Consider the following 24,658-nt stretch of genomic DNA (forward strand, 5'->3'; position numbering starts at 1 on the left):
GCGGGCGGCCAATGCCGCCCACCTCCCCAGGGAAAGGCGACCGCCCGGGGGCATTCCTTAAATGTCCGCGGCCGCGGGTCCGATCACGCGGCGAGAAGCTGCCTGAGCACGAAGGGCAGGATGCCGCCGTGCCGGTAGTAGTCCACCTCGATGGCGGTGTCGATGCGCAGCGTCAGGGTGACCCGCTGCGTCGAGCCGTCGGGGCGGGTGATCGTCATCGTGGCGTCGCCCTGCGGCCGGATCTCGTCGGCCAGCGTGATGTCGACGATCTCGGCGCCGGTCAGCGCCAGGCTCTCCCAGGAGTCGCCGGCCTTGAACTGCAGCGGCAGCACTCCCATGCCGATGAGGTTGCTGCGGTGGATGCGCTCGAAACTCTTGGCGACGACGGCCTTGATGCCCAGCAGCTGCGTGCCCTTGGCCGCCCAGTCGCGGCTGGAACCAGTGCCGTACTCCTCGCCGGCGAAGACGACGGTGGGCCTGCCCTCGGCGATGTAGGCCATGGCGGCGTCGTAGATGGTGGTCTTGACACCGTCCTTCAGCGTGTAGCCGCCTTCCTCGCGCGAGCCGTCCGGCCGGGCGGGCAGCATCAGGTTCTTGACGCGCACGTTGGCGAAGGTGCCGCGCATCATCACGTCGTGGTTGCCGCGGCGGGCGCCGTAGGAGTTGAAGTCGGCCTTCAACACGCCGTGCTCCGTGAGGAACTTGCCCGCGGGCGTGGTCTCCTTGAAGGAGCCGGCGGGGCTGATGTGGTCGGTGGTGATGGAGTCGCCGAACAGCGCCATGATCTTGGCAGCCTTGACACCGGACTCCAGCGGCTTGGGTGCCATCGTGAAGCCCTCGAAGAAGGGCGGCTGCGCGATGTAGGTGCTCTTGGGCCAGTCGTAGACCTGGCCCTTGACGCCCTTGATGGCGTCCCAGAGCTTGCCGGGCTTCCTCGCGACCTTGTCGTAGTTTTCCTTGAACGCCTTCGCGTTCATCGCGTACTTCATCAGCTGGTAGACCTCATCGCTGGTGGGCCAGATGTCGCCCAGGTAGATGGGCTTGCCCTTCTTTCCGTGGCCCACGGGCTGGGTCATCAGGTCCACGGTCACATTGCCGGCGATGGCGTATGCGACCACCAGTGGCGGGCTGGCGAGGAAGTTGGCCTTGAGGTTGGGGTGGATGCGCGCCTCGAAGTTGCGGTTGCCGGACAGCACGGCGGCGCAGACCATGTCGTTGTCCTGGATGACCTTGTTCAGCTCGGGTGTCAGGTCGCCGGCGTTGCCGATGCAGGTAGTGCAGCCGTAGGCGGCGACGTTGAAGCCCAGCTTCTCCAGATAGGGCAGCAGCCCCGCCTTCTGCAGGTACTCGGTGACGATGCGCGAGCCAGGGGCCAGCGAGGTCTTGATGTGGGGCGAGACCTTGAGCCCCGCCTCCACCGCCTTCTTGGCCAGCAGTCCGGCTGCCAGCAGCACGCCGGGGTTGCTGGTGTTGGTGCAGGAGGTGATGGCGGCGATCAGCACGTCACCGTTCTTCACCGGGATGCCCGATTCCGTCACATAGGGCCGGGCAAGCTTGTCGGCGGGCTGGTTGAAGCCGTTCTCGGTGACGGGCTTGCTGAACAGCTCGGCGAACTGGCTGGAGAGGTGAGTGATCTCGATGCGGTCCTGCGGACGCTTGGGGCCAGCAAGGCTGGGCGCCACGCTGCCAAGGTCCAGCGTGACGATGGAGCTGTAGTCGATGTCACCGGCCTTGGGCACGCCGAACATGCCCTGCGCCTTCCAGTAGGACTCGAAGGCTTCGATCTCGGTCTTGCTGCGGCCCGTGCCCTTGAAATAGTCGACGGTCTTTGCGTCGACGGGGAAGAAGCCCATGGTCGCGCCGTATTCGGGCGCCATGTTGGCGATGGTGGCGCGGTCGGGCACTGACAGGCTCTCGGTGCCGGGGCCGAAGAACTCGACGAACTTGCCGACCACCTTGTGCTTGCGCAGGATTTCGGTGACGGTTAGCACCAGGTCCGTGGCCGTTACGCCCTCGCGCAGCCGACCGGTCAGCTCGAAGCCGACGACGTCCGGCGTCAGGAAGTAGACCGGCTGGCCCAGCATGCCGGCCTCGGCCTCGATGCCGCCCACGCCCCAGCCGACGACGCCGACGCCGTTGATCATGGTCGTGTGGCTGTCGGTCCCGACGAGGCTGTCGGGGTAGTAGACCCCCGCCTTGGTCTTGTGCACCCCACGGGCCAGGTACTCCAGGTTCACCTGGTGCACGATGCCGAAGCCCGGGGGCACGACGCCGAAGGTGTCGAAGGCCTGCATGCCCCACTTCATGAACTCGTAGCGCTCGCGGTTGCGCTGGAATTCCAGCTTCATGTTCAGGTCCAGCGCCTTGTTGCTGCCGTAGTGGTCGATCATGACGCTGTGGTCCACCACCAGGTCCACCGGCACCAGTGGTTCGATGGTCTTGGGGTTCTTGCCCAGGTTGGCGGCCACGTTGCGCATCGCGGCCAGGTCGGCCAGAAGCGGCACGCCGGTGAAGTCCTGAAGCACCACGCGGGCGACGACGAATGGGATTTCGTCGACGCGGGGTGCGTTGGGCTTCCAGTTCGCCAGTTGCTCCACATGCTCGGCCGTCACCTTCTTGCCGTCGCAGTTGCGCAGCACGCTTTCCAGCACGACGCGCACGGAGACCGGCATGCGGGCCACGTTCGGGTAGGTCTTGGCGAGCCTGGGCAGGGAGAAGAACTGGCCGGACTTGCCGGCGGCGGTCTTGAAGCTGGCCTGGGTGTTGGCGAATGCGTGGGTGGGGGCTGCTGACTGGGGTTTCGGCATGGTTACTCCTTTACGATTCCGGGCCATTCTGGCGAGCTTGTCGTGACTTGTGTAATTCCCGTCGTTAGGACTCGGGCATGACCGCCCCGTCCGCTCGCCCGCGCCTATTCCCGCTGACCTGGCCGTTGCTGCTGGAACTGCTGCTGGGTATTGGCATCGGCATCATCGGCACTGCGCTGGCGGCGCGGCTGTCGGATGACAGCGGTGCCGCTTTCGGCTTGGCCAACCAGGTCTTTGCGGCGCTGTTCGTGTTGTTCCGCGTCATTGGCGCTGGCGTCAGCGTGGCTGTTACGCAGGCGCTGGGAGCCGGCCGACGCGACCAGGCCGATGCCGTGGCTCGCGCGACTGTGGGCGCCAGCACGTGGCTGGGCGTGGGCGGTGCCGTCGCGGCGCTGGTGGCGGCCGGGCCCCTGCTGCGGCTGGTGAATGCGCCGCCGGAGGTCGCGCCGCTGGCGGGCACGCTGCTGCAGGCCCTGGCGCCGGCGCTGCTGATCGATGCGCTCAACGCGACGATGGCCAGCGTCATGCGCGCCCACCTGCGCAGCCGCGAGGCGCTGATGGTGGTGATCGTCATCCAGGTCGTCACGCTGATCGTTGCGCTGCTGGCCATGCCGTATCTGGGCCTGGTTGGCTATGCGCTGGCCTGTCTGTGCGGGCGCGGCACCGGCTTGCTGCTGCACATCGTGTTGTGGAAGAGTCGCCTGAACCTGCACCTGCAGCCACGTGACTGGTGGCGCATCGTGCGCGCTCCGCTGGCGACGGTGCTGCACATCGGCATTCCCGGCGCAGCGGAGAACATCTCCTGGCGCCTGGCCTTCATGACCAGCCTGGCCGCGGTGGCCCAGTTGGGTGCATTGGCGCTGGCCACGCACGCCTACACGATGCAGTTCCTGCACGTGATCCTGATCTTTGGCCTGGCCGTTGCATTTGCCGTGGAGATCCTGGTCGGGCACATGATCGGTGCAGGCGAGTTGCATGCCGCCCACAAACTGGTGCGCAAGTCACTGGGGCTGGGGCTGGTCGTGGCGCTCGTGGTGTCGGGCTGCTTCGCGCTCGCCGGGCCCTGGCTGCTGAGGCAGTTCACGTCGGATCCGCGCATCATCGAACTGGGCTGCACACTGCTGTGGTGGACGGTGCTGGTGGAACCCGGACGCGTCTTCAACATGGTGGTCATCAACGCGTTGCGGGCCACGGGCGACGCCCGCTACCCCGTCTTGGCGGGCGCGGCGTCCATGGCGCTGGTGCTGGCCGGGGGCAGCTGGTTCCTGGGCATACACCTGGGCTGGGGCCTGGTTGGCGTGTGGATTGCTTATGCCGCCGACGAATGGATCCGAGGCCTCCTGATGTGGCGCCGTTGGGCGACACTGGGGTGGTTGCCCCATGCCCGGGCGGCGCACCGCAAGTTGCGCCATGCAAAGGCCGGGTGAATCGGTATTTTCCTAGCCAGTAAAACTTGAGGGATGTTTTCTACAATGCGCCCCTTTCGCCTTGCCCACGCCAATCCCATGAAGTCTTCTCTGCCCCGCCTTGCCGCCCTGGCCCTGCTTGCCGGCTCCGCACTGGCCCAGGCCCAGCAGCCTGCGGTGATCTTCGACATGGGCGGCAAGTTCGACAAATCCTTCAACCAAGCCGGCTACCAGGGTGCCGAGCGCTGGAAGAAGGAGTCGGGAAAGACCTACCTCGAATTCGAGATCAGCAACGACACCCAGCGCGTGCAGGCCCTGCGCCGCATGGCCGAGCGAGGCGCCAGCCCCATCATCAGCATCGGTTTTGCCCAGGCGTCGGCGCTGCAGCAGGTGGCCAAGGACTTCCCCAAGACACAGTTCGCCATCATCGATGCCAAGGTGGACCTGCCCAACGTGCAATCCGTCCTCTTCAAGGAGCAGGAAGGCAGCTATCTGGTCGGAGCCATGGCGGCCCTGGTCAGCAAGACCGGCAAGGTGGGCTTCGTCGGCGGCATGGACATCCCGCTGATCCGCAAGTTCCAGTGCGGCTACGAGCAGGGCGCCAAGGCGACCAACGCCAAGATCGAGGTGTTCTCGAACATGACGGGGACGACGTCCTCAGCCTGGAACGATCCGACCCGCGGCGGCGAGCTGGCCAAGGCCCAGTTCGCCAAGGGATCGGACGTGGTCTTCGCCGCCGCCGGCGGCACGGGTGTGGGTGTCTACCAGGCCGCCAAGGATGCGGGCAAGCTCGCCATCGGCGTGGACAGCAACCAGAACCACCTGCAGCCCGGCACCATGCTCACCTCGATGGTCAAGCGCGTGGACGTGGCCGTCTACAACGTGCTCAAGGCCTGGAAGCCCGGCGTGCAGGTGCTGGGCCTGAAGGAGGCAGGCGTGGACTACGCGGCCGACGAGCACAACGCCAAGCTGCTGACCCCGGCGCTGAAGACCAAGGTCGACGCCGTCAAGGCCGACATCATTGCCGGCAAGGTGAAGGTGGCGGACTACATGGCGGACAACGCTTGTAAGTTCTGAGCGGCATGGCGCCCGCCGTCCGCCTCCAGGCGATTTCCAAGCGCTTCGGCGCGGTCCAGGCCAACCGCGAGGTCAGTTTCGACATCGCGGCCGGCAGCGTGCATGGCCTTGTCGGCGAGAACGGCGCGGGCAAGAGCACGCTGATGGCCATCCTGTATGGCTACTACCACGCCGACTCGGGCCACATCGAGGTCAACGGCCAACAGGTCCACATCGCGAACTCCCAGCAGGCCATCCAGCTGGGCATCGGCATGGTCCACCAGCACTTCATGCTGGTGGACACGCTGACCTGCCTCGAGAACATCATGCTGGGCGCCGAAGGGGGCTTCTTCCTGACGCCGTCCAAGGCCAAGGTGAGGGCGAAGCTCGAGGCGCTGATGGCCGAGACCGGCCTGCAGGTGCACCTGGATGCCCTGGTGAGCGAGCTGCCCGTGGGCGAGCTGCAGCGGCTGGAGATCCTGAAGGCGCTGTACCGTGGCGCCAAGATCCTGATCCTCGATGAACCCACTGCGGTGCTGACGCCGCAGGAGACCGACCAGCTCTTCGTCACGCTGCGCAAGCTGCAGCAACTTGGCACCACGCTCATCCTCATCACGCACAAGCTCAGGGAAGTCATGAGCCTGTGCGGCGCCGTCACGGTGATGCGCCAGGGCCAGGTCGTCGAGACGCGGGCCATTTCGCATTGGAGCGAGGAGGCACTGGCCGAATCCATGGTCGGGCGCAAGGTCACGCTGGGCCGGCCCGAAGGCCTGCAGGCGCATGCCGGCGAGGTCCGGCTGCAGGCCAGCGGCCTGAACCTGAAGCATGCCAATGGCGTTGCGGCCCTGAAGGACGTCAGCCTGACGCTGAAGGCCGGCGAGATCGTCGGCGTGGCCGGCGTGTCGGGCAATGGCCAGAGCGAACTGCTCGAGGTGTTGTCGGGCCTGCGCGCGCCGGAAGGCGGTCGCATGGAACTGGGCGGCAAGTCTTTCTCGCCGGATGCGTGGCTGGACACCTCCCAGGCCCGCCCGCTGCGGCTGGCCCACGTGCCCGAAGACCGGCATGCGGTGGGCCTGGTCATGAGCTTTCCGGCCTGGGAATCCGCCGTGCTGGGCTACCAGGGCCTGCCCAAGTACCGCAAGGGCGCGTCAATGAATCATGCTGCGATGCGAGACGCCACCCGGCTGATGCAGGAGCGCTTCGACGTGCGCCCGCGCGACGAGAACCTCGGCTCCAGCAAGTTCTCAGGCGGCAACCAGCAAAAGCTCATCCTGGCCCGCGAGATCGGCGAGCAGCCGACCGTGCTGCTGGTAGGCCAGCCCACGCGCGGCGTGGACATCGGCGCCATCGAGTTCATCCATCACCAGCTGCGCGCGCTACGCGATGCCGGCTGTGCGGTACTGCTGGTCAGCAGCGAACTGGACGAGATCCTGGCGCTGGCGGATCGCGTCGTCGTCATGAACTGTGGCCGCATCACCGGCGAACTCGCCATCGAAGACTGCGACGAGCGTCGCCTCGGCCTGTTGATGGCCGCGCAAGAAGAACGAGCAGCGGCATGAGCCAACCCCTGCAACTCCCCCGCTGGATCGACATCGGTCTGTTGCCGCTGTGGAACCTGGCCATCGCATTGCTGGTGGCCGGTCTGGTCGTCATGGTCATCGGTCACAGTCCCTGGCAGGCGCTGACCGTGCTGCTCAACGGTGCCCTGGGCAGCGTGCGCGGCCTGGGCTATTCGCTGTACTACGCGACGACGTTCATCTTCACCGGCCTGGCGGTTGCGGTGGCCATTCACGCAGGACTGTTCAACATCGGTGGCGAAGGCCAGGCGACGCTGGGTGGCGTGGGCGTGGCGCTGGTTGCGCTGTGGCTGGGCGCCAAGCTGCCGGCCATCGTCATGCTGCCTCTGCTGGTGGTTGCTGCGGCCGGCTTCGGCATGCTTTGGGCGGCGTTGCCGGCCTACTTGCAGGCCTGGCGCGGCAGCCACGTCGTCATCACGACCATCATGTTCAACTTCCTCGCCGCGGGCCTGAACGGCTACCTGCTGGTGAACTGGCTGCGCCCGGCCGACAGCATGGCGGTGGAGTCCGCCGAGTTCGCCGAGAGCGCCCGCATGCCGGCGCTGCACCAGATTGCAGCGGCCTTCGGCGTCGAGCTGCCATCCTCGCCGCTGAACCTCAGTCTTGTCATCGCGCTGGTGGCCTGCGTGTTCGTGGGCTGGTTCCTGTGGAAGAGTGCTGCCGGCTACGCCGTGCGTGCGGTCGGCAGCGCGCCGCGGGCAGCCCACTACGCCGGTATCCGGCCGCGCGCCCAGATCATGCTGGCCATGGCCATCTCCGGCGCGCTGGCCGGCATGGTGGGCATCAACGAGATCTCGGGCGTGCAGGGCAAGCTGACGCTGGACTTTGTCGCTGGCGCCGGCTTCACCGGCATCGCCGTGTCACTGATGGGGCGCAACCATCCCTTCGGCATCGTGCTGGCCTCGCTGCTGTTCGGCGTGCTCTACCAGGGCGGTGTCGAGGTGTCGTTCGAGCTGCAGGGTTTCTCGCGCGAGATGGTCGTCACGGCGCAGGGGCTGATCGTGCTGTTCTCCGGCGCCATGGCCACGGTCAGCGCTCCGCTGTTCGCCCGGCTCTACGCGGCTTTGAAGGGAGGTCGCCGTGGATGAAGTCCTGATTGCGTCGGTGCTGGCCTCCACGCTGCGTGTCAGTGCGCCGCTGCTGCTGTGCGCGATGGCCGGCGTGCTGTCCGAGCGTGCCGGCGTCATCGACCTGGGCCTTGAAGGCAAGATGCTGCTGGCAGCCTTCGCTGCGGCGGCCGCAGCCTCGGTCACGCATTCCACCGCGTGGGGCTTGCTGGCCGCCATCGTCGTGGCCAGTTCCGCATCCATGGTCCACGGCTTCGCCTGCGTGACGAACCGCGGCGACCAGGTCGTCTCAGGCGTGGCCCTGAACATGATCGCCGCGGGCCTGACCGTCGTGTTGGGCATCGCCTGGTTCCAGCAGGGCGGCCAGACACCGCCCATCGAACCCGACGTGCGCCTGACGGCCCTTGCCCAGGGCTTTGCCGAGCCGCGGCCGGGGAGCTGGTTCGCTTCGGTCTTCGGCCACGGCCTGCTGAGCCACAACGCGCTGGTCTACACGGCGTTCCTGATGGTGGCGGCGGTGTGGTTCTTCCTGGAGCGCACCCGCCCGGGCCTGCGCCTGCGAGCGGTCGGCGAGAACCCGGCCATGGTGGAGGCGGCTGGTATGTCCGTGCAGGGCCTGCGCTACCAGGCGCTGCTGATGAACGGCGTACTCTGCGGCCTGGCGGGCGCCTACCTGACGCTGGCACAGAACGCCTCCTTCTCTCCCAACATGACGGCCGGGCGCGGCTACATCGCGCTGGCCGCCATGATCTTCGGCAAGTGGAAGCCCCTGCCCACACTGGGCGCCTGCTTGCTGTTCGGCTTCCTGGATGCCGTGGCCATCCGCATGCAGGGCGTGCAGCTGCCGGGTATCGGCGAGGTGCCGGTGCAGTTGATCCAGGCGCTGCCCTATATCTTGACGGTCGTGCTGCTCGCCGGCTTCATCGGTTCCGCCGTCGCCCCCCAGGCCCTCGGCCGGCCGTACGTGAAGGAGCGCTGAGATGGAACTCCCCCAAGGCCTGCTGGACCGCCTGCTCGCCGAGTCGCTGCGCGCCCGCGATTTCGCCCATGTGCCTTACTCGAAGTACCGGGTCGGCGTTGCCATCCTGGACGAGCAGGGCCGCATCCACATCGGCGCCAACATGGAAAACGCTTCCTATCCGCAGGGCTGGTGCGCCGAACCCTCTGCGCTGACGGCCATGATCATGGCTGGCGGCAAGCAGGCGAAAGTGGCGTTGGTGACCGGGCCCGGTCCCGAGATCATCACGCCCTGCGGCGGCTGCCGCCAGAAGCTCCGGGAGTTTTCCGTGCCCGAGGAGCTTATCGTCATCGCTGGCGACCCGGGCGGCATCCGCCAACGCTGGACCCTGGCCGAACTGCTGCCCCACAGCTTCGGGCCCAGTCACCTGAACTTCTGAGGTTTCCATGATCGACAACCAAAAGCTCGACGTCGCGATCACCGCGAGCGTCGACAAGCTGCAATCCCTGTTCGGCAATGCGCCCGAGGTGGCCGTGGTGCTGGGCTCCGGCTGGGCCGGCGCCGTCAGCCATGTGCAGGAGGCCAAGAATCTGCCTTACACGGAGTTGCCCGCATTCCCGCAGCCCAAGGTGGAGGGCCACGTCAACGAGATCGTCGTGGGGCACATCGGTGGCCAGCGCGTCATCTTCCTGCGTGGTCGTGCCCACACCTATGAAAGCGGCGATTGCACCGGCATGGCCGGCGCGCTGCGCACGCTCAAGCGCTGGGGCGTGAAGCTGCTGCTGCAGACCAACGCCTCGGGCTCGCTGCGCGGCCACATGCCGCCTGGCAGCCTGATGCTGATCGCCGACCACATCAATGCGCCGCAGCGCAGCCCGCTCGTCGGCGAGCAGGGCAGCCACCGGTTCGTCGACATGGTCAACGCCTACGACGCCGATCTGCGAAAGCACGCGCTGGCCCTGGCCAAGCGGGAGAACCTGATGCTGGGCGAGGGCACCTACTGCTGGGCGCTGGGGCCGCAGTTCGAGACTGCCGCCGAGATCCGCATGTTCGCTGCCTGGGGCGCCGATGCCGTGGGGATGAGCACCGTGCCCGAGACCATCCTGGCCCGCCACGCCGGCCTCAAGGTCATGGGCCTGGCGCTGATGACCAACATGGCCGCCGGCCTGTCCGCCGAGGCGCTGACCCACGACCTGACGCTTAAGCAGGCGCAGATATCTGGCGAGCGCGCCGCGGCCTTCCTGTCCGCATTGGTGGCCAGTCTCAAGGATGTGACGCTGTGACCCTGGACCTGCAAGCCGCGGCCCGCACGGCGCTGGCCTGCCTGGACCTGACCAGCCTGAACGATGCCGACACGCCGGCTGACATCACCGCGCTGTGCCGGCGTGCGCAGACGGCCTACGGCCCCGTGGCAGCTGTCTGTGTCTGGCCACGCTTCGTCGCGCAGGCGCGTGCCGCGCTGCCGCCTGCCATCAAGGTCGCGGCCGTGGCCGATTTTCCTGATGGCGCGCTGGACTTGGCCGTTGCGCTGGCCGATATTGCCGCCATCGCGCAGGCCGGCGGCGATGAGGTCGACGTGGTGCTGCCCTGGCGTGCCTTGCTGTCCGGCAAGGCCACCGAGGTCGCCGAGTTCCTGGCCGAGGTCCGCCATGCCAGCCGGCCGCTGACGCTCAAGGTCATCATCGAATCCGGCGAACTCGGCACGGCCGAGCGCATTGCCCAGGCGACGCGCCTGGCGCTGGCGGCCGGCGCCGATTTCGTGAAAACCAGCACTGGCAAGACCGCGACCGGCGCCACGCCAGAAGCGGCAGCGGCCATGCTGAAGGAAATCGCTGCGAGTGGCCTGTCCGCCGCCGGCTTCAAGGCCTCCGGCGGCGTGCGCTCGGTGGTGGATGCCGCCGGCTACATCGCGCAGACCGAAGCCGCACTTGGCGCCGACGCGCTCAACCCGCAGCGGCTGCGCTTTGGCGCCAGCGGCCTGCTGACCGACATCGAAGCCGTGCTTTCCGGTGGCCCCCGCACGGCCGCCACTTCCGCGTACTGAACCATGCTTGCCCAAGAAATCATCCGCGCCAAGCGCGACGGCCAGGCGCTCAATGAAGCGCAGATCAACCATTTCGTTCGCGGCCTCGTCGACAACTCCTGGAGCGAGGGCCAGGTCGCGGCCCTCGGCATGGCCGTGTTCCTCAAGGGCATGGGCCGTGACGAAGCCGTGTTGCTGACCCGCGCGATGATGAACTCCGGCCGCGTGATGCGCTGGCCCGACATGCCCGGCCCGGTGCTGGACAAGCACAGCAGCGGTGGCGTCGGTGACAAGGTCAGCCTGATGCTGGCGCCCATGGTGGCAGCCTGCGGTGGCTATGTGCCGATGATTGCCGGCCGCGGCCTGGGCCATACCGGCGGCACGGTGGACAAGCTGGAAGCCATTCCCCACTACACGACCACGCCGGACCCGGCGAAGTTCGACCAGATCGTGCGCACACTGGGCTGCGCCATCATCGGCCAGACGGCCGACCTGGCCCCCGCCGACAAGCGCTTCTACGCGACGCGCGACGTGACGGCCACCGTGGAGAGCGTGCCGCTGATCACCGCCAGCATCCTGTCCAAGAAGCTGGCTGCCGGGCTCGAGGGCTTGGCGATGGACATCAAGTGCGGTAACGGTGCCTTCGCATCCACGCCCGAGTTCGCGAAGGAGCTGGCTGAGAGCATCGTCGCCGTCGCGGGTGGTGCTGGCCTGAAGACGCGTGCGCTGATCACCGACATGAACCAGATCCTGGGCACCGATGTCGGCAATTCGCTGGAAGTCATCGAGACCATCCGCTACCTGAAGGGCGATCATCGCGAGCCGCGCCTGCATGAGGTGACGTTGGCGCTGTGCGCCGAGATGCTGGTGCTTGGCGGCCTGGCTGCCGATGCCGCAGCCGCGCGAGTGAAGCTGCAGGCTGCGTTGGACTCGGGCGCCGCCGCCGAGAAGTTCGCCAGGATGGTGGTGGCCCTGGGCGGCCCGTCCGACCTGATGGAGCGGCCCGAGGCCTATCTCACCGCTGCGCCCGTCGTGAGGCCGGTGGCTGCGCCGCGTGCCGGCGTCATCACGACGATGTCGACGCGCGACCTGGGCGTGGCCATCGTGGAGCTGGGCGGTGGACGCCGCAAGGCCGGCGACGCCATTGACATGCGAGTGGGCTTCTCCGATGTCAAGCCGATTGGTACGCGTGTCGCGGCCGGCGAGCCGCTGGCGCTGATCCACGCGGCCGATGAAGCTGCTGCCGATCGGGCCGTCGCGTCGTACCTGGCTGCCTGCATGCTGGGTGACGCCGACGTGGCTGCGACGCCCATGGTGATGGCCGAGGTGGGCTGATGTCTGACGAGCAAGACCCGCAGCAGCCGCAGGATCCGCCCCGACGCGCGATCAAGAGCTTTGTGACGCGCGCCGGTCGCATGGGCACGGGCCAGATCAAGGCGTTGGCCGAGCTGGGCCCGAAGTTCGTGCTGCCTTACAAGCCCGAGCGCATCGACGCTGCCGCTGTCTTTGGCCGCAAGGCGCCGCTGGTGCTGGAGATCGGCTTCGGCATGGGCGGCGCGACGGCCGAGATCGCTCAGACGCTGCCCGACCATGACTTCATCGGTTGCGAGGTGCACGAACCCGGCGTAGGTGCGCTGCTCAAGCTCATCGCCGAGAAGCAGATTCCCAACATCCGCATCGTGCAGCACGACGCCGTCGAGGTATTGCGCGACATGATCGGCCCCGGACTGCTGGCCGGCGTGCATATCTTCTTCCCCGACCCCTGGCACAAGAAGCGCCACAACAAGCGCCGCCTGATCCAGCCCGAGTTCGTTTCCAAGCTGGTGCAGCATCTGGCCCCGGGTGGCTATCTGCATTGCGCGACCGACTGGCAGCCCTATGCCGAGCAGATGCTTGAAGTGCTGTCGGCCGAGCCCCATCTCCTGAACACCGCGGCCGGCTATGCTGACAAGCCCGCCTACCGTCCCCTGACCAAGTTCGAGAACCGCGGCATCAAGCTCGGACATGGCGTATGGGACCTGGTGTTCAGGAAGCGCTGATGACATCACCCCTTTACGGCAAACACATCCTGCTCGCGATGACCGGCGGCATCGCCGGCTACAAGATTGCCGAGCTGACGCGGCTGCTCGTGAAGGGCGGAGCGACGGTGCAGGTCATGATGACCGAGGCCGCCGAGCAGTTCATCACCGGGGTGACGATGCAGGCGCTGTCCGGCCGTCCCGTCTACACCAGCCAGTGGGACCCACGGCCCGACAACAACATGGCCCACATCAACCTCAGTCGCGAGGCCGATGCGATGCTGGTGGCGCCGGCCAGTGCCGACGCCATTGCTGCGCTGGCGCAGGGCAGGGCGGATGACCTTGTCAGCCTGACCGCGCTGGCCCGTCGCATCCATGAATGCCCGTTGCTGGTCGTGCCGGCGATGAATCGCGAGATGTGGGCGCACCCGGCCACGCGGCGCAACGTCGCGCAGATCGTGGCCGACGGCGCGACCGTCATCGGCCCAGCTAGCGGCGACCAAGCCTGCGGCGAGATCGGTGACGGCCGCATGCTGGAGGCGCAGGAGATCTTCGACGATGTCGAAGCATTCCTCTGTCCCAAGCCGCTGCGCGGCAAGAAGCTGCTGGTCACGGCGGGCCCCACTTTTGAGCCCATCGATCCGGTGCGCGGCATCACCAACCACAGCAGCGGCAAGATGGGCTTTGCCATCGCCCGCGCGGCGGCCGAGGCGGGCGCCGAAGTCACGTTGGTGGCCGGTCCGGTGCATTTGCCCACGCCTCGCGGTGTGCAGCGCCTCGACGTGCAGTCGGCCCAGCAGATGCATGACACCGTGCTGCCGTTGGCCGCTCATCAGCATGCCTTCATCGCGACTGCCGCCGTCGCCGACTGGCGCCCGGCGCAGACGCATGAGCACAAGCTGAAGAAGGCCGAGGGCGGCGCGACGGCGCCCACCATCGCGATGGCCGAGAACCCCGACATCCTGGCGGCAGTCGCGAAGCTGCCCAAGCCGCCTTACTGCGTGGGTTTTGCCGCCGAGAGCGAGAAGCTTGCCGAGCATGCCGACGCCAAGCGCCGCCGCAAGGGCATTCCGCTCATCGTCGCCAATCTGGGGCCGGCCACCTTCGGCCGCGACGACAACGCGTTGCTGCTCATCGACGAGCAGGGCCGGCGCGAATTGCCCCGCGCGGACAAGCTCAGCCTTGCGCGCGAGCTGATCCAAGAACTCTCGAAACGACTCTGATGCACGCCATTGACCTGCAAGTGCTCGACGCCCGCATGGCCGAGCAGATTCCCGCCTACGCGACGCCCGGCAGCGCCGGCCTCGATCTGAGAGCCTGCCTTGACGAAGCGATCACACTGGCTCCCGGTCAGACGAGCCTGATCCCCACGGGCCTGGCCATCCACATCGCCGACCCGGGCCTGGCGGCCATCATCCTGCCGCGCTCGGGCCTGGGCCACAAGCACGGCATCGTGCTGGGCAACCTGGTGGGCCTGATCGACAGCGACTACCAGGGCCAGCTGATGGTCAGCTGCTGGAACCGTGGCCAGGCAGAGTTCACCATCCAGCCCTTTGAGCGCATCGCCCAGTTGGTCATCGTGCCGGTCGTGCAGGCGAGCTTCCGGCGCGTGGACAGCTTCGATGCGTCGGCGCGCGGCGCTGGCGGATTCGGCTCCACCGGCAAGGCATAGAGCAACAAGGCGCCTAGGGGCGCCTTCGGGTCCACGCCGGATGTGCTCCAGCCGGTGTCGCGCGGCACGCAGCCGCCGCGCGCCCTTTCGGCCTCAGTGGATGGGTTCGTCCGGCGGCGCGCCGGTCTGCACCATGAAGATGGGCTCGCCCACCGAGCCGGCCTGGATCTCTTCCTCGGTTGCCGGGCGCACGTCCATGAGCTTCAGGTGCATGCGCAGGCCGATGCCGGCCAGCGGGTGGTTGCCATCCAGCACCACGTGCTGAGGGTAGACCTCGGTGACCGTGTAGACCGCGTCCTCGGCCATGCCTTCGGTGACGGCCCCTTCGGGCAGGCCCTCGAACTGCATGCCCGGCTCCACGTCCGACGGGAACAGGCTGCGCGCCTCAAAGCAAACCAGGCCCGAGTCGTAGTCCCCGAAGGCTTCCTCGGGCTGCAGCGCGAGGTCGGTCTCGAAGCCGGCCTCCTGGCCTTCCAGCGAGGCCTCGACCTTGGCGAACAGGTCATCCCCTCCGACCAGGAATTCCATCGGCTCGGCCAGCTCGTCGATGAGCTGACCCTGGGCATCGTCGAGTCTCCAGCGCAGGGAGACGACACAGGGGCGGGTCACTTGCATGGGAAGGATTTTCGCACGCGGCCCTCGGCACAATGCCCGCATGCAGATTGATCTCCCGACCCCCATGCTCGCCGGCCTGAGTCCGGCGCAATTCATGCGCAAGCACTGGCAGAAGAAGCCGTTGGTGGTGCGCCAGGCCTTTGCCGACGTCCAGCCGCCAGCGTCGCTGAAGGAGCTGGCCGCGCTGGCCGCGCGTGACGATGTCGAGTCCCGCCTCGTCACGGCCTTCGATGGCGCCTGGAAGCTCAAGCACGGGCCGATTCCCCGCCTGCCGGCGATGAGCAAGCCGGGCTGGACCCTGCTGGTCCAGGGGCTGGACCAGCACCTGGCCGATGCGCGCGCGCTGCTGGACCTGTTCCGTTTCGCGCCCGATGCGCGGCTGGACGACCTGATGCTGTCCGTTGCCAGCGATGGTGGTGGCGTCGGGCCGCATTTCGACTCCTATGACGTGTTCCTGATCCAGCTCGCCGGCCGGCGCCGCTGGCGCATCGGCGCCCAGCGCGACGCGGTGCTGCGCGACGACGTGCCGCTGAAGATCATCGCGAACTTCAAGCCCGAGCAGGAGTTCGTGCTGGAGCCAGGCGACATGCTCTACCTGCCGCCCGGCTGGGCGCATGACGGCGTTGCTGTCGGTCCCGGCTGCATGACCGGCTCGGTGGGCTTTCGCGCCTCGACTGCTGAGGGTCTGGCTGCCGAGTTGCTGCCACGCTTCCTCGACGAGATCGACGGGACCGGCAAGCTCTATGCCGACCCACGCCAGGAGGCCTCGGCCGAGCCGGCCCGTGTGCCTGCCGCGCTGCTGGATTTCGCCCGCCGGGCCGTCGAGGCTGCGGTGCAGCGTCCGCTGGCACTGGAGCGGGCGCTGGGCGAGGCGTTGACCGAGCCCAAGGCCAACGTCTGGTTCGAACTGGGCGAGACGCTGCCGCCGGGGCAAGGCGCCGTGCTGGACCGGCGTAGCCGCATGCTCTACGACGACGCCCAGGTCTTCCTGAACGGCGAGAGCTTCCGCGCCAGTGGTCGCGACGCAGTGCTGATGCGTGGCCTGGCCGACAGGCGCGCGTTGACAGCCGCCGAGGTGGCGCGCCTGTCGCCGGGTGCACGCGAGCTGCTGGATCAGTGGACCGAGGATGGCTGGGTGCAGCCGCTGGCGTCATGAACGCGCAGAGCTTCGCCGGTCGCGCTGATTTCGAGCGCCTGCTCACCGAAGCCCTGAGCTGGGCCGGTGATCAGGGCTGCCGCGAGTTGTATGCCTGGGATGCCAGTTTCGTCGACTGGCCGCTCTCCAGCGCCCCGACCCTGGCCGCGCTGGCTGCATGGGCCAGGCCTGGTCGTCAGTTGCATCTGCTGGCCTTGCAGTACGACGACATCGTGCGGCGCCATCCGCGCTTCGTGCGCTGGCGACGCGACTATGCGCATTGCGTGACGGCGCGCGCGGTCGAGCCAGAAATTCGCCTGGAAGCCGCGCCCGAAGGCCTGTTGGTGGCCGTTGCACCCGAGTCCACGGTGACTCTGCGCCTCTTCGATCGCCATCTCTGGCGGGGCGAGGTCAGCCTGGACTCCGCCCAGCGCCTGCGCAGCCTGGAGTGGTTTGATGCCCTGGCGCAACGTTCCAGCGATTCATTTGCTCCCACGACACTGGGGTTATGAGTCTCCGCGATATGGAAACCCCTATAATTGCGGGCTAGGCGAGGGAAGCGCTCGAGGTTTTCCGCGTCTTGTACAGCGGGGTCGGCAGTCGGTAAGAAACTGGCGCTCGACCCCAAAATTATGGTGTGCACCGTCGTTAAACGTTTGAGGACAAGTATGAATAAGTCGATCGTGTTGGCTTCCCTGCTGGCTGCCGTTGCTCTGAGCGCTTGCAGCAAGAAGGAAGAACCCAAGGTTGAGGCCCCGGCTCCGGTCGTGGCTCCCGCCGCCTCGGAAGCCGCCAGCGCCGTTGACGCTGCTGCTTCGGCTGTCGACGCTGGCGCTTCGGCTGTTGACGCCGCCGCGTCCGCCGCTTCGAAGTAATCGCTTCGTCCCAATGAAAAAGGCCGACGCTGCGCAGGCAGCGGCGGCTTTTTTCTTTTTCGTGACGTCGATGCCCTGATTCGCATCGCGATTACAAAACTTTGCGTCGCGCGCCATGGCGCGCGGTTCAGTTCAGCGACAGCCAGTCCAGGCCCTGGGTGGGATGGGCGATGCGGATCTCCGGTGCGCCGCCACCAAGGACTGCCGCCAATGCGGCGTGCGCCAGCTCCGGCGTGTTGTTTTGCTCGCTGAGGTGGGCGGCTGCGATCACTCCCAGCCCCGGGTGCAAGCAGCGCGCCAGCAGGTCTGCGGCCGCGGCGTTCGACAGGTGGCCATGGCTGCCGAGAATGCGCTTCTTCAAGGCCGGGTGATAGCGCCCGTTGCGCAGCAGCGTCTCGTCGTGATTGCATTCCAGCAGTAGCGCCTGGCAGCCTGCCAGCGCGGCCGCGACATCGTCAGGTGCGCAGCCGAGGTCTGTCACCAGGCCCAGGCGCCGGGCGCCGTCGCCGAGAGTCAGCTGCAGAGGCTCGTTGGCATCGTGTGGCACGGCAAAGGGCTGCAGTGCCATGTCGCCCAGGGCAATGACCTCGCCATCGCGGGCGGTGCGCAGCAGCGCGGGGTCGAAATCGGCATTGCCGACGGCCCGCCAGGTGCCACGGCTCATGATCAGCGGCAGGCGGTAGCGCGTGGCGAAGGCCAGCGCACAACCAATGTGGTCGCCATGCTCGTGGGTGATGAAGATCGCATCGACCTCCTCGGGCGTGCAGCCGGCGCGCGCCAGTCGCCTGACGAGTTCGCGCATGCTGAAGCCGGCATCGACGAGCAGCCGTGTGCTCGTGATGCCCTGGCTGGCCTCCACCAGCGTTGAATTGCCGCCGCTGCCGCTGCCGAGACTGCAGAAGCGCATCACGGCCGCCAGCCCTGCCTAAGGCGCGGCCCGATTACTTCAGATCGTCCATCAGCAGCGACAGGATGCGCTTGGCGTTGTCGTTGCTGACGGGCTGGCCGCGGTCGTCCAGTACGCGGACCGTGCTCTTGTCGGCCTCGGACTTGACCGAGACGCGGTAGCGCACCGGCTCTGCGGACTTGGCGCCGAACAGGCGCTGGAAGAAGTTGGGCTCGTCCTGGCCGGCCTTCTCGGGATCGGCGTAGCGCAGGTAGAAGAGGCCGGCCGCACGGTCGCGGTCCTCGATGGTGAAGCCATGGCGGTCCAGCGACAGGCCGACACGGCGCCAGGCGCGGTCGAAGCCGTCGTTGACGGTGAGGCTGTCCGGCACTTCAGACAGCGCGCGGCGCGCAGGCGCCTGGGCCTCGCCGCCGACCTTGCGCGGGTTGGGGGTCACCGCGGGCGCCGGCTGGCCTGCCTCGGCGACGACGGCCTTGGCCGCCTCTTCCTTGCCGCCGAGCTTGAGCATCAGGCGCGACAGCATCTCGCCTTCAAGGAAGGGGTCTGCCGGGCGGGTCTGCCAGGCGGTGGAGTCGCGGCCCTGCGTGGTGTAGACCTCCTGCATGCCACGATGGCTGATGAAGATGTCCGTGCCCGTGGGGCTGCGCTCGATGCGGGTGCGGTACATGTCGCGCTCGCCGGTCGAGTACAGGCCATCGAAGACCTTGCCGATGGTGGAGCGGATGAAGTCCTGAGGCAGCTTGGCGCGGTTCTCGGCCCAGTTGGTCTCCATGACCCCGATCTCGGGCTGCTCCTTGATGACTTCCAGGCCACGCTCCTGCCAGAAACTGCGCAGCTGCGGCCACAGCTGTTCGGGCGTGGCCGAGGTGTGCAGCCAGCGGTCGGTGCCGCTGCGCTCCAGGCGCACGTCGCCGGCCGTGTTGGCCGCGACGCTGCCGGCCACCAGGGACTGCGCGTTGGTGGAGTTCGCCGGCTTTACCGCGGACAGCGCGGAAGCCGTGATGGAGCCACCCTGCACCTGGGCACGGTTGTCCTTGGCAAGCTGGGTCAGGTCCGGCGGGATGTCCAGACCCTGGGTCTGGCGCGAAGCGGCCTTGTAGTCGACCTTGTCCGTCGAGAACATGCTGTCGATGGCGCTGCAGCCGGCGAGCGACAGGACGAAGGCCGTGCAGGCCAGGCGGGTCGCCGTGGGGCGAAGCGAGGGAACAGACATCACGCTGGAAATCTCCGGGGAACAAGGGCGCCGGCTGAAACCGGCGCAGCCGCGCATTAGAGCAGACCTGCTTCGACCATGGCCTGACCGACGCTGTCCTGGCCGGCGGCCGTCAGCGGCGTGATGGGCAGGCGCAGCGAGGCGCCGCAGCGGCCCAGTCGCGACAAGGCCCATTTGGCCGGGCCAGGGCTGGGTTCGCAGAACAGCTGCTTGTGCAGGCCCAGCAGCTTGAGATGGACCTTGCGGGCCTCGATGGCATTGCCCGCCAGAGCCAGGCGGCAGAGCTCCGCCATCTGGCGCGGCGCGACGTTGGCCGTGACGCTCACGTTGCCATGGCCGCCGAGCAGCATCAGTGCGATTGCGGTGCCGTCGTCGCCGGAGTAGATGCGGAAGCCTTCCGGCGCGTGCTTGATCAGATGGGCGGCGCGCTCGATGTTGCCGGAGGCCTCCTTGATGCCGAAGACGCCGGGCAGCGCGGCGCAGCGCAGGGCGGTCTCGGGCGCCATGTCCGCAACGGTGCGGCCGGGCACGTTGTAGAGCATCATGGGGATGTCCACGGCCTCGGCGATGGCCTTGAAGTGCTGGTAGATGCCTTCCTGCGAGGGCTTGTTGTAGTAGGGCACGACGGACAGCGTGCAATCGGCGCCGACTGCCTTGGCGTAGCGGCTCAGCTCGATGGCCTCGGCCGTGGAGTTGGCGCCGGTGCCGGCCAGGACGGGAATGCGGCCCTTGGCATGCTCGACGGCGACACGGATGATCTCGCGGTTCTCCTCCATGCTGACCGTGGGCGACTCGCCGGTGGTGCCGACGACGCCGACGCAGGCCGTGCCTTCCTCGACATGCCAGTCGATCAGGCGGCGCAGGGCCGGGTAGTCGATGCTGCCGTCCTCGTTCATGGGCGTAACGAGGGCGACGATGCTGCCGAGGATGGGCTTCATGGTGGGAATTCTGAGTGGATGGGGCGATTTTAGGCCGCCAGCGGAGGCCGGATCGCCGCAACGCGTTGCACGAAGCGCGGGTTGACGCCGTCTTCGAACAGGTCTTCGTAAGCCACGATGCGCCAATCCGTGCAGACACGCAGCAGCTCGCCCCGCTGAAGCAGGAAGTCGGGCCGTGACGGGCGGCCCACGGTCTGCTGGCCGTCCGCAAAAGTCTCCCAGATCAGCCAACCGCCGGGCTTGACGGCTGCCTTGACCGTGTCGAACAGCGGGCGCCAGAGGTAGTTGCAGACGACGACGAGGTCGAACTGCCGGCCGGCCAGTGGCCAGGGGGCGCTCTCGACGTCGGCATCGATGATCTCGGCGTGGCCGCGCAGCGGCGCCGTGGCGGCAGCGTCGCGGTCGACGCCCGTCGTGCGCCAGCCTGCGCCGGCCAGCCAGACAAGGTTGCGGCCCGAGCCGCAGGCCAGGTCCAGGGCGGTGCCGGGCGGGGACGGCGCAAAGCGCTGCAGCCAGGCTGAGGGTGCGCCCATCATCCGAAGCACGCCCAGATCTGCTCGCCGAGCTGGATCATGACCGCCGGATGCCGGTAGGCCAGCATGGTCGCCGCCAGGACGGCGACGGCCAGCACGGGCAGGATCCAGCGGCGCGGTTTCATGCCGGCCGGGCCTGCGGGGAGCGCAGGATGGGGGTCTCGCGCACCGGCAGGTTGGCCAGCATGGCCATGACGCCCAGCGCGACGGCCAGCCACCAGACCACGTCGTAGCTGCCCGTCGCGTCGTAGAGCTTGCCGCCCAGCCAGACGCCGAGGAAGCTGCCGATCTGGTGACTCAGGAACACGAAGCCGCCCAGCATCGAGAGATGCTGTGCGCCGAAGATCTGCACGACGACGGCATTTGTCGGCGGCACGGTGGACAGCCACAGGAAGCCGATGACGGCAGCGAAGACATAGACGCTCAGCGGCGTCAGCGGCACCGAGATGAAGATGACGATGGCCACCGCGCGCAGTCCGTAGATGGCCGACAGCAGGTAGCGCTTGGGAAAGCGCTGGCCCAGCATGCCGGCGGCATAGGTGCCGAAGATGTTGAACAGGCCGATCAGCATCAGCGCGCCGGTCGACACGCCGATTCCCAGTCCGTGATCCTTCAGGTAGCTCGGCAGGTGCACGCCAATGAAGACCACCTGGAAGCCGCAGACGAAATACCCCAGCATCAGCAACTGGAAGCTGCGGTAGCCGAAGGCCTCGCGCAGCGCCTGGCCGATGCTCTGCTGCCCGGCAGCCGCACTCACCATCCGGCGCTCGCGGATGCCCAGTGCCAGGGGCACGATGAGCAGGGCCGTGCCTGCCAGCAGGTACAGCGCCCCCTGCCAGCCGAGGTGGCTGATCAGCCAGGTCTCGACGGGGATCATGACGAACTGGCCAAAGGAGCCGGCGGCCGCGGCGACGCCGAAGGCCCAGGAGCGCTTTTCAGGCGACACGGTGCGGCCCAGCACGCCGTAGATGACGGCGTAGGTCGAGCCCGACTGGGCGATGCCGATCAGCACGCCGGCGCTGAGCGTGAAGCTCAGAGGGGAGGCCGACACGGCCATCAGCAGCAGGCCCAGCGCATGCATGAGGCCGCCGGCCACCAGCACTTTCCAGGCGCCGAAGCGGTCCGCCAGCATGCCGGCGATGGGTCCGGCCGCGCCCCAGGCCAGGTTCTGCACGGCCATGGCGAAGGAGAAGGTCTCACGCGTCCAGCCGCGCTCCGTGATGATGGGCTGCAGCCAGAAGCCGAAGCCATGGCGTATGCCCATCGACATCGTGACGATGAGGGCGCCGCAAAGCAGCACCTGCTGGACGGACAGTCCCGTGGACGTGGGGCGGGGTGAATTCATCGCGGGCACTTTAATCAGCGCCGCTGAGTCTTGCTTGCCGTCTTGCCTTGGGCCTTGGAGGGGGCTGGTTTCTTGGCAGGCTTCTTGGTCACCTTCTTGGCAGGCTTCTTGGGCACGTCGGCGGTGGAGGCGCTGGCTTGGGAGCTGGACGCGGCGACGTCGGCGAGCCGGGTCAACAGCCGGCCCTGCTTGACGCGCAGCAGCGGCATGTCGATCTGGGCCAGGTCGGCCAGCGGGTCGCCGCCCAGCAGCAGGAAGCTGGCTTCACAGCCGGCCTCGAAGCAGCCGAGCCGTCGGCCGGGGAACAGCGCGCGCGGGGTGTCCTGCGTGGCCAGGCGCAGCAGCGTCGCACGGTCCAGCCCCAGTTCGTCGAGCGCATGCAGCTCGGCTCGCGCGGTGCCGATGAAGACGTCCGAACCGATCAGCAGCTTCGCGCCAGCCGCTTGCAGCCGTGCCAGGTTGGCGCGCTGGACCTCGCGCATCGCAGCCAGCGGCGCGGGGTCGAGCTTGAAGAGTGCGGTGGCGGCGGTCGTCGTGATGATGGCCGTGTGCTGGCGCGCCGCCAGTGCCGCCGCGGCATCGCTGATGGCGAAACGCTCGGGGGGCTCGTCCGCCGTGTTGGCGTAGCCTGGCAGGTGGGCGATGGTGTCGACGCCGGCTGCCAGGGCCGCGTCGAAATCGGCCGCCGTCTCGACGTGGGCGACGACGTGCAGCCCGTCCGCATGAGCCAGGCGGGTCAGTTCGGCGGCTGTGTCCGGCTGCAGTCCGAGGTGGCCGAACATGGCCGGCTGCTGGCGCAGTTCGGGCCGCTCGCTGTGAGCGAGGACGATGCGCAGCCAGGCGCCGCCGCGCGCCTTGATGGCGGGCCACTGGGCGCGGGCCTGCTCGGGACTGTCGATGAGCACGATCTGGTTCTGCGCCGCCGCGGCTTCGGCGCTGGCCTGCGGCAGCACGGCAGCCAGCGGGTAGCCGTCGGGCGAGGTGATGCAGGCGGTGACGAAGCTGACCTCGGGAGCGGCCGGCGCGGCGGCCAGCGGGCGCACCTCGGCGACGCTGGCGGGGTCGCCGCACAGCATGGCGGCGTAGAGCACGCCGTCGTCGATGTATTGGTCGGCGTACTGGCCCCAGCCCCAGGCCGTCTGGAGGTTGTGGTTGTGGGCCTCGGCCAGAGGGCTGATGAGCACCTGCTGGCCGCGCAGGTCCATCTTGCGGTTGACCTGGGCAGGCTTTTTGGCGACGAAGATGCCGTTCTCGACGTAGAGGTTGCCGCGGCGCAGCTGCTGGCCGTCGAACCAGCGGGCGTTTTTCAGTTCCCAGGACAGCGGAGCGCTGGCCTGGTAGGGCTGGGCAAGGCCGGCGGCGGAAGTCAGCAGGGCGGCCAGTGCAACGAGAAAACGGGACAGGGGCATGGGCAGGAAATGTCTCCGCCACGGTGGCGGACGGCAGGGCGGGCATCCTAGCCAATGCCACGGCCACGCCCCGGAAGGCGCTTGTCAGACTTTGTGTCCCGCTCCGGCGCGCAAGCTCACTGCACCTGGAAGCGCCAGCGCACGGTCATGGCGCCGCCCTGCTCGTTGGGGCCCGTGAACTTGAAGGTCTGCACGCCGCTCTGGTTGCGCCAGCCGCCTGACAGCGGCACGGTGAAGGTGGGCACCTGAACCTGGCCCTCGACCGGCTTGAACGCCAGTTGGCGCTGCTGAGGCCCCTTGGGCGTCGGTGTCGAGTGGGTGCCCTCGGGCTCGTCGGTGGTGATGGTCTCGGTGTAGCCCAGCACCTCGTGCGCCGTGGGCAGCATCAGCGTCAGGGTGGCCTTGCCGGCGTCGACCTCGACGAGGGCCGCACTGCCCTTGGTGTTCGCCAGCGCCCCGGCACCGCGGCGGACCTCGTCGCGGGTGCAGCGCTGCTTGGGCAGCGGGATGCAGATCGGGTCGGCATGGACGATGTGCAGCTTCTCCTCAATCCTGTAGTTGCCGGCCTGGCTCTGGCCTTGCCAGGCCTGGTAGCGGTTGGCGCCGGGCGCCAGCACGGCGGCCGTCTCCTTGCCGGCCTTGAGGGTGGCATCGAGCTGGGGTGTGCCAGACAGGCTCTGGCCCAGGCGCATGGCCTCGCGCTCCATGCATTTCTCGTCGTCGCCGCACTTCTGCATGATGGCTTGGGCGCTGGCCATCATCGGGGCGGACTGCTCGGCGAACTTGTTCATCTGGGCGGTCTGCTGCTGCAGGCGCGCCTGCTGGCCGGCGTCCATCGGTTGCAGCGACGCCATCGGAGCCGCAGCGCCAGCCGTCAGCTGGGCGTCCACGCGCAGCGTGCGCAGCACCTTCCACTCTCGCAGGTCGTACTTGTCGGATTTCTTGCCGGCAGCCTCGTAGCTGTAGTCCACGCTCAGCGTGGCGCGGGCGCCCTTGGCGGCGAAGTCGGCGGCGTGGCTGTCTGCCGGCGCGGTGGCCAGCGCAACCAGGGTCAGGGTGGCCAGGTGGAGCGTGGGTGTGGGCATGGTGGGGCTCGGCGGTCTG

25 protein-coding genes are annotated in these 24,658 nt (G+C 67.9%); 15 read left to right on the forward strand and 10 right to left on the reverse strand.

All coding sequences use genetic code 11. The annotated features are described in order from the left end of the window. Positions 1-83 precede the first annotated feature (83 nt). The gene (gene acnA, locus QM732_RS05065; RefSeq protein WP_415655100.1) at positions 84-2,807 is read right to left on the reverse strand and encodes an aconitate hydratase AcnA; all 2,724 of its coding nucleotides are present in this window, start codon (positions 2,805-2,807) and stop codon (positions 84-86) included. Between the two features lie 77 nt (positions 2,808-2,884). Here acnA and QM732_RS05070 point away from each other — a divergent pair, with 77 nt between their 5' ends. The 12 genes from QM732_RS05070 (at position 2,885) to dut (ending at position 14,584) form a co-directional block, all read left to right on the forward strand. Next, the gene (locus QM732_RS05070) at positions 2,885-4,234 is read left to right on the forward strand and encodes an MATE family efflux transporter (RefSeq protein ID WP_415655101.1); all 1,350 of its coding nucleotides are present in this window, start codon (positions 2,885-2,887) and stop codon (positions 4,232-4,234) included. A 78-nt stretch (positions 4,235-4,312) separates the two neighbouring features. Next, the gene (locus tag QM732_RS05075; protein ID WP_415655102.1) at positions 4,313-5,290 is read left to right on the forward strand and encodes a BMP family lipoprotein; all 978 of its coding nucleotides are present in this window, start codon (positions 4,313-4,315) and stop codon (positions 5,288-5,290) included. A gap of 5 nt (positions 5,291-5,295) precedes the next feature. After that, positions 5,296-6,828 (forward strand): ABC transporter ATP-binding protein, encoded by a 1,533-nt coding sequence (locus tag QM732_RS05080; RefSeq protein WP_415655103.1) that lies wholly within the window; start codon positions 5,296-5,298, stop codon positions 6,826-6,828. Next, positions 6,825-7,934 carry an ABC transporter permease gene (locus QM732_RS05085; RefSeq protein WP_415655104.1) on the forward strand — a complete coding sequence of 370 codons (1,110 nt, stop codon included), beginning with the start codon at positions 6,825-6,827 and terminating at the stop codon, positions 7,932-7,934. The genes QM732_RS05080 and QM732_RS05085 overlap by 4 nt, the downstream gene beginning before the upstream one ends. Further along, complete coding sequence (locus QM732_RS05090) at positions 7,927-8,892, forward strand: ABC transporter permease (protein ID WP_415655105.1); 966 nt, start codon at positions 7,927-7,929, stop codon at positions 8,890-8,892. Before QM732_RS05085 ends, QM732_RS05090 begins: the two co-directional genes overlap by 8 nt. A 1-nt stretch (position 8,893) precedes the next feature. Next, complete coding sequence (gene cdd / locus QM732_RS05095) at positions 8,894-9,310, forward strand: cytidine deaminase (RefSeq protein ID WP_415655106.1); 417 nt, start codon at positions 8,894-8,896, stop codon at positions 9,308-9,310. A 7-nt stretch (positions 9,311-9,317) separates the two neighbouring features. Continuing rightward, entirely contained in the window at positions 9,318-10,154 is an 837-nt protein-coding gene (locus tag QM732_RS05100) for a purine-nucleoside phosphorylase (protein ID WP_415655107.1), read from the forward strand. Further along, a complete protein-coding gene (deoC, locus tag QM732_RS05105; RefSeq protein ID WP_415655108.1) occupies positions 10,151-10,915 on the forward strand; it encodes a deoxyribose-phosphate aldolase in 765 nt (254 codons plus the stop codon). Before QM732_RS05100 ends, deoC begins: the two co-directional genes overlap by 4 nt. A gap of 3 nt (positions 10,916-10,918) precedes the next feature. Next, positions 10,919-12,229 (forward strand): thymidine phosphorylase, encoded by a 1,311-nt coding sequence (gene deoA, locus QM732_RS05110; RefSeq protein WP_415655109.1) that lies wholly within the window; start codon positions 10,919-10,921, stop codon positions 12,227-12,229. Continuing rightward, positions 12,229-12,933 (forward strand): tRNA (guanosine(46)-N7)-methyltransferase TrmB, encoded by a 705-nt coding sequence (gene trmB / locus QM732_RS05115; protein WP_415655110.1) that lies wholly within the window; start codon positions 12,229-12,231, stop codon positions 12,931-12,933. Before deoA ends, trmB begins: the two co-directional genes overlap by 1 nt. Then, positions 12,933-14,135 (forward strand): bifunctional phosphopantothenoylcysteine decarboxylase/phosphopantothenate--cysteine ligase CoaBC, encoded by a 1,203-nt coding sequence (gene coaBC, locus QM732_RS05120; protein WP_415655111.1) that lies wholly within the window; start codon positions 12,933-12,935, stop codon positions 14,133-14,135. Before trmB ends, coaBC begins: the two co-directional genes overlap by 1 nt. Then, positions 14,135-14,584, forward strand: a complete 450-nt coding sequence (gene dut / locus QM732_RS05125) for a dUTP diphosphatase (protein ID WP_415655112.1) — start codon at positions 14,135-14,137, stop codon at positions 14,582-14,584. The genes coaBC and dut overlap by 1 nt, the downstream gene beginning before the upstream one ends. Positions 14,585-14,677: 93 nt before the next feature. Here the strand turns inward: dut and QM732_RS05130 are convergent, their stop codons facing one another. Next, complete coding sequence (locus tag QM732_RS05130; RefSeq protein ID WP_415655113.1) at positions 14,678-15,199, reverse strand: FKBP-type peptidyl-prolyl cis-trans isomerase; 522 nt, start codon at positions 15,197-15,199, stop codon at positions 14,678-14,680. A 40-nt stretch (positions 15,200-15,239) separates the two neighbouring features. Between QM732_RS05130 and QM732_RS05135 the strand changes: the two genes are divergently transcribed. The 3 genes from QM732_RS05135 (at position 15,240) to QM732_RS05145 (ending at position 17,288) form a co-directional block, all read left to right on the forward strand. After that, positions 15,240-16,355 (forward strand): JmjC domain-containing protein, encoded by a 1,116-nt coding sequence (locus tag QM732_RS05135; RefSeq protein WP_415655114.1) that lies wholly within the window; start codon positions 15,240-15,242, stop codon positions 16,353-16,355. After that, positions 16,352-16,846 carry a hypothetical protein gene (locus tag QM732_RS05140; protein WP_415655115.1) on the forward strand — a complete coding sequence of 165 codons (495 nt, stop codon included), beginning with the start codon at positions 16,352-16,354 and terminating at the stop codon, positions 16,844-16,846. Before QM732_RS05135 ends, QM732_RS05140 begins: the two co-directional genes overlap by 4 nt. 289 nt (positions 16,847-17,135) lie before the next feature. Beyond that, positions 17,136-17,288 carry a hypothetical protein gene (locus tag QM732_RS05145; RefSeq protein WP_415655116.1) on the forward strand — a complete coding sequence of 51 codons (153 nt, stop codon included), beginning with the start codon at positions 17,136-17,138 and terminating at the stop codon, positions 17,286-17,288. Between the two features lie 48 nt (positions 17,289-17,336). Here the strand turns inward: QM732_RS05145 and QM732_RS05150 are convergent, their stop codons facing one another. The 8 genes from QM732_RS05150 to QM732_RS05185 all read right to left on the reverse strand — a co-directional run bounded on the left by QM732_RS05150 (position 17,337) and on the right by QM732_RS05185 (position 24,639). Beyond that, on the reverse strand, positions 17,337-18,116 hold the full coding sequence (locus QM732_RS05150) for an MBL fold metallo-hydrolase (RefSeq protein WP_415655117.1): 780 nt from the start codon (positions 18,114-18,116) through the stop codon (positions 17,337-17,339). 34 nt (positions 18,117-18,150) lie between these two features. Beyond that, entirely contained in the window at positions 18,151-19,329 is a 1,179-nt protein-coding gene (bamC, locus tag QM732_RS05155; protein WP_415659338.1) for an outer membrane protein assembly factor BamC, read from the reverse strand. 56 nt (positions 19,330-19,385) lie between these two features. Next, positions 19,386-20,267, reverse strand: coding sequence for a 4-hydroxy-tetrahydrodipicolinate synthase (gene dapA / locus QM732_RS05160; protein WP_415655118.1), 882 nt, complete (start codon positions 20,265-20,267; stop codon positions 19,386-19,388). 29 nt (positions 20,268-20,296) lie between these two features. After that, entirely contained in the window at positions 20,297-20,800 is a 504-nt protein-coding gene (locus tag QM732_RS05165) for a class I SAM-dependent methyltransferase (protein WP_415655119.1), read from the reverse strand. Continuing rightward, a complete protein-coding gene (locus QM732_RS05170) occupies positions 20,800-20,925 on the reverse strand; it encodes a hypothetical protein (RefSeq protein WP_415655120.1) in 126 nt (41 codons plus the stop codon). The genes QM732_RS05165 and QM732_RS05170 overlap by 1 nt, the downstream gene beginning before the upstream one ends. Beyond that, positions 20,922-22,145 carry an MFS transporter gene (locus tag QM732_RS05175; protein WP_415655121.1) on the reverse strand — a complete coding sequence of 408 codons (1,224 nt, stop codon included), beginning with the start codon at positions 22,143-22,145 and terminating at the stop codon, positions 20,922-20,924. The genes QM732_RS05170 and QM732_RS05175 overlap by 4 nt, the downstream gene beginning before the upstream one ends. Before the next feature lie 14 nt (positions 22,146-22,159). Then, on the reverse strand, positions 22,160-23,554 hold the full coding sequence (locus QM732_RS05180; protein WP_415655122.1) for an amidohydrolase family protein: 1,395 nt from the start codon (positions 23,552-23,554) through the stop codon (positions 22,160-22,162). A gap of 116 nt (positions 23,555-23,670) precedes the next feature. Next, positions 23,671-24,639: a hypothetical protein gene (locus QM732_RS05185; protein ID WP_415655123.1), complete on the reverse strand. Its 969-nt coding sequence runs from the start codon at positions 24,637-24,639 to the stop codon at positions 23,671-23,673. Positions 24,640-24,658 lie beyond the last annotated feature (19 nt).

The sequence above is a fragment of the Roseateles sp. genome, assembly GCF_047654805.1.
GTDB lineage: Bacteria > Pseudomonadota > Gammaproteobacteria > Burkholderiales > Burkholderiaceae_C > Pelomonas.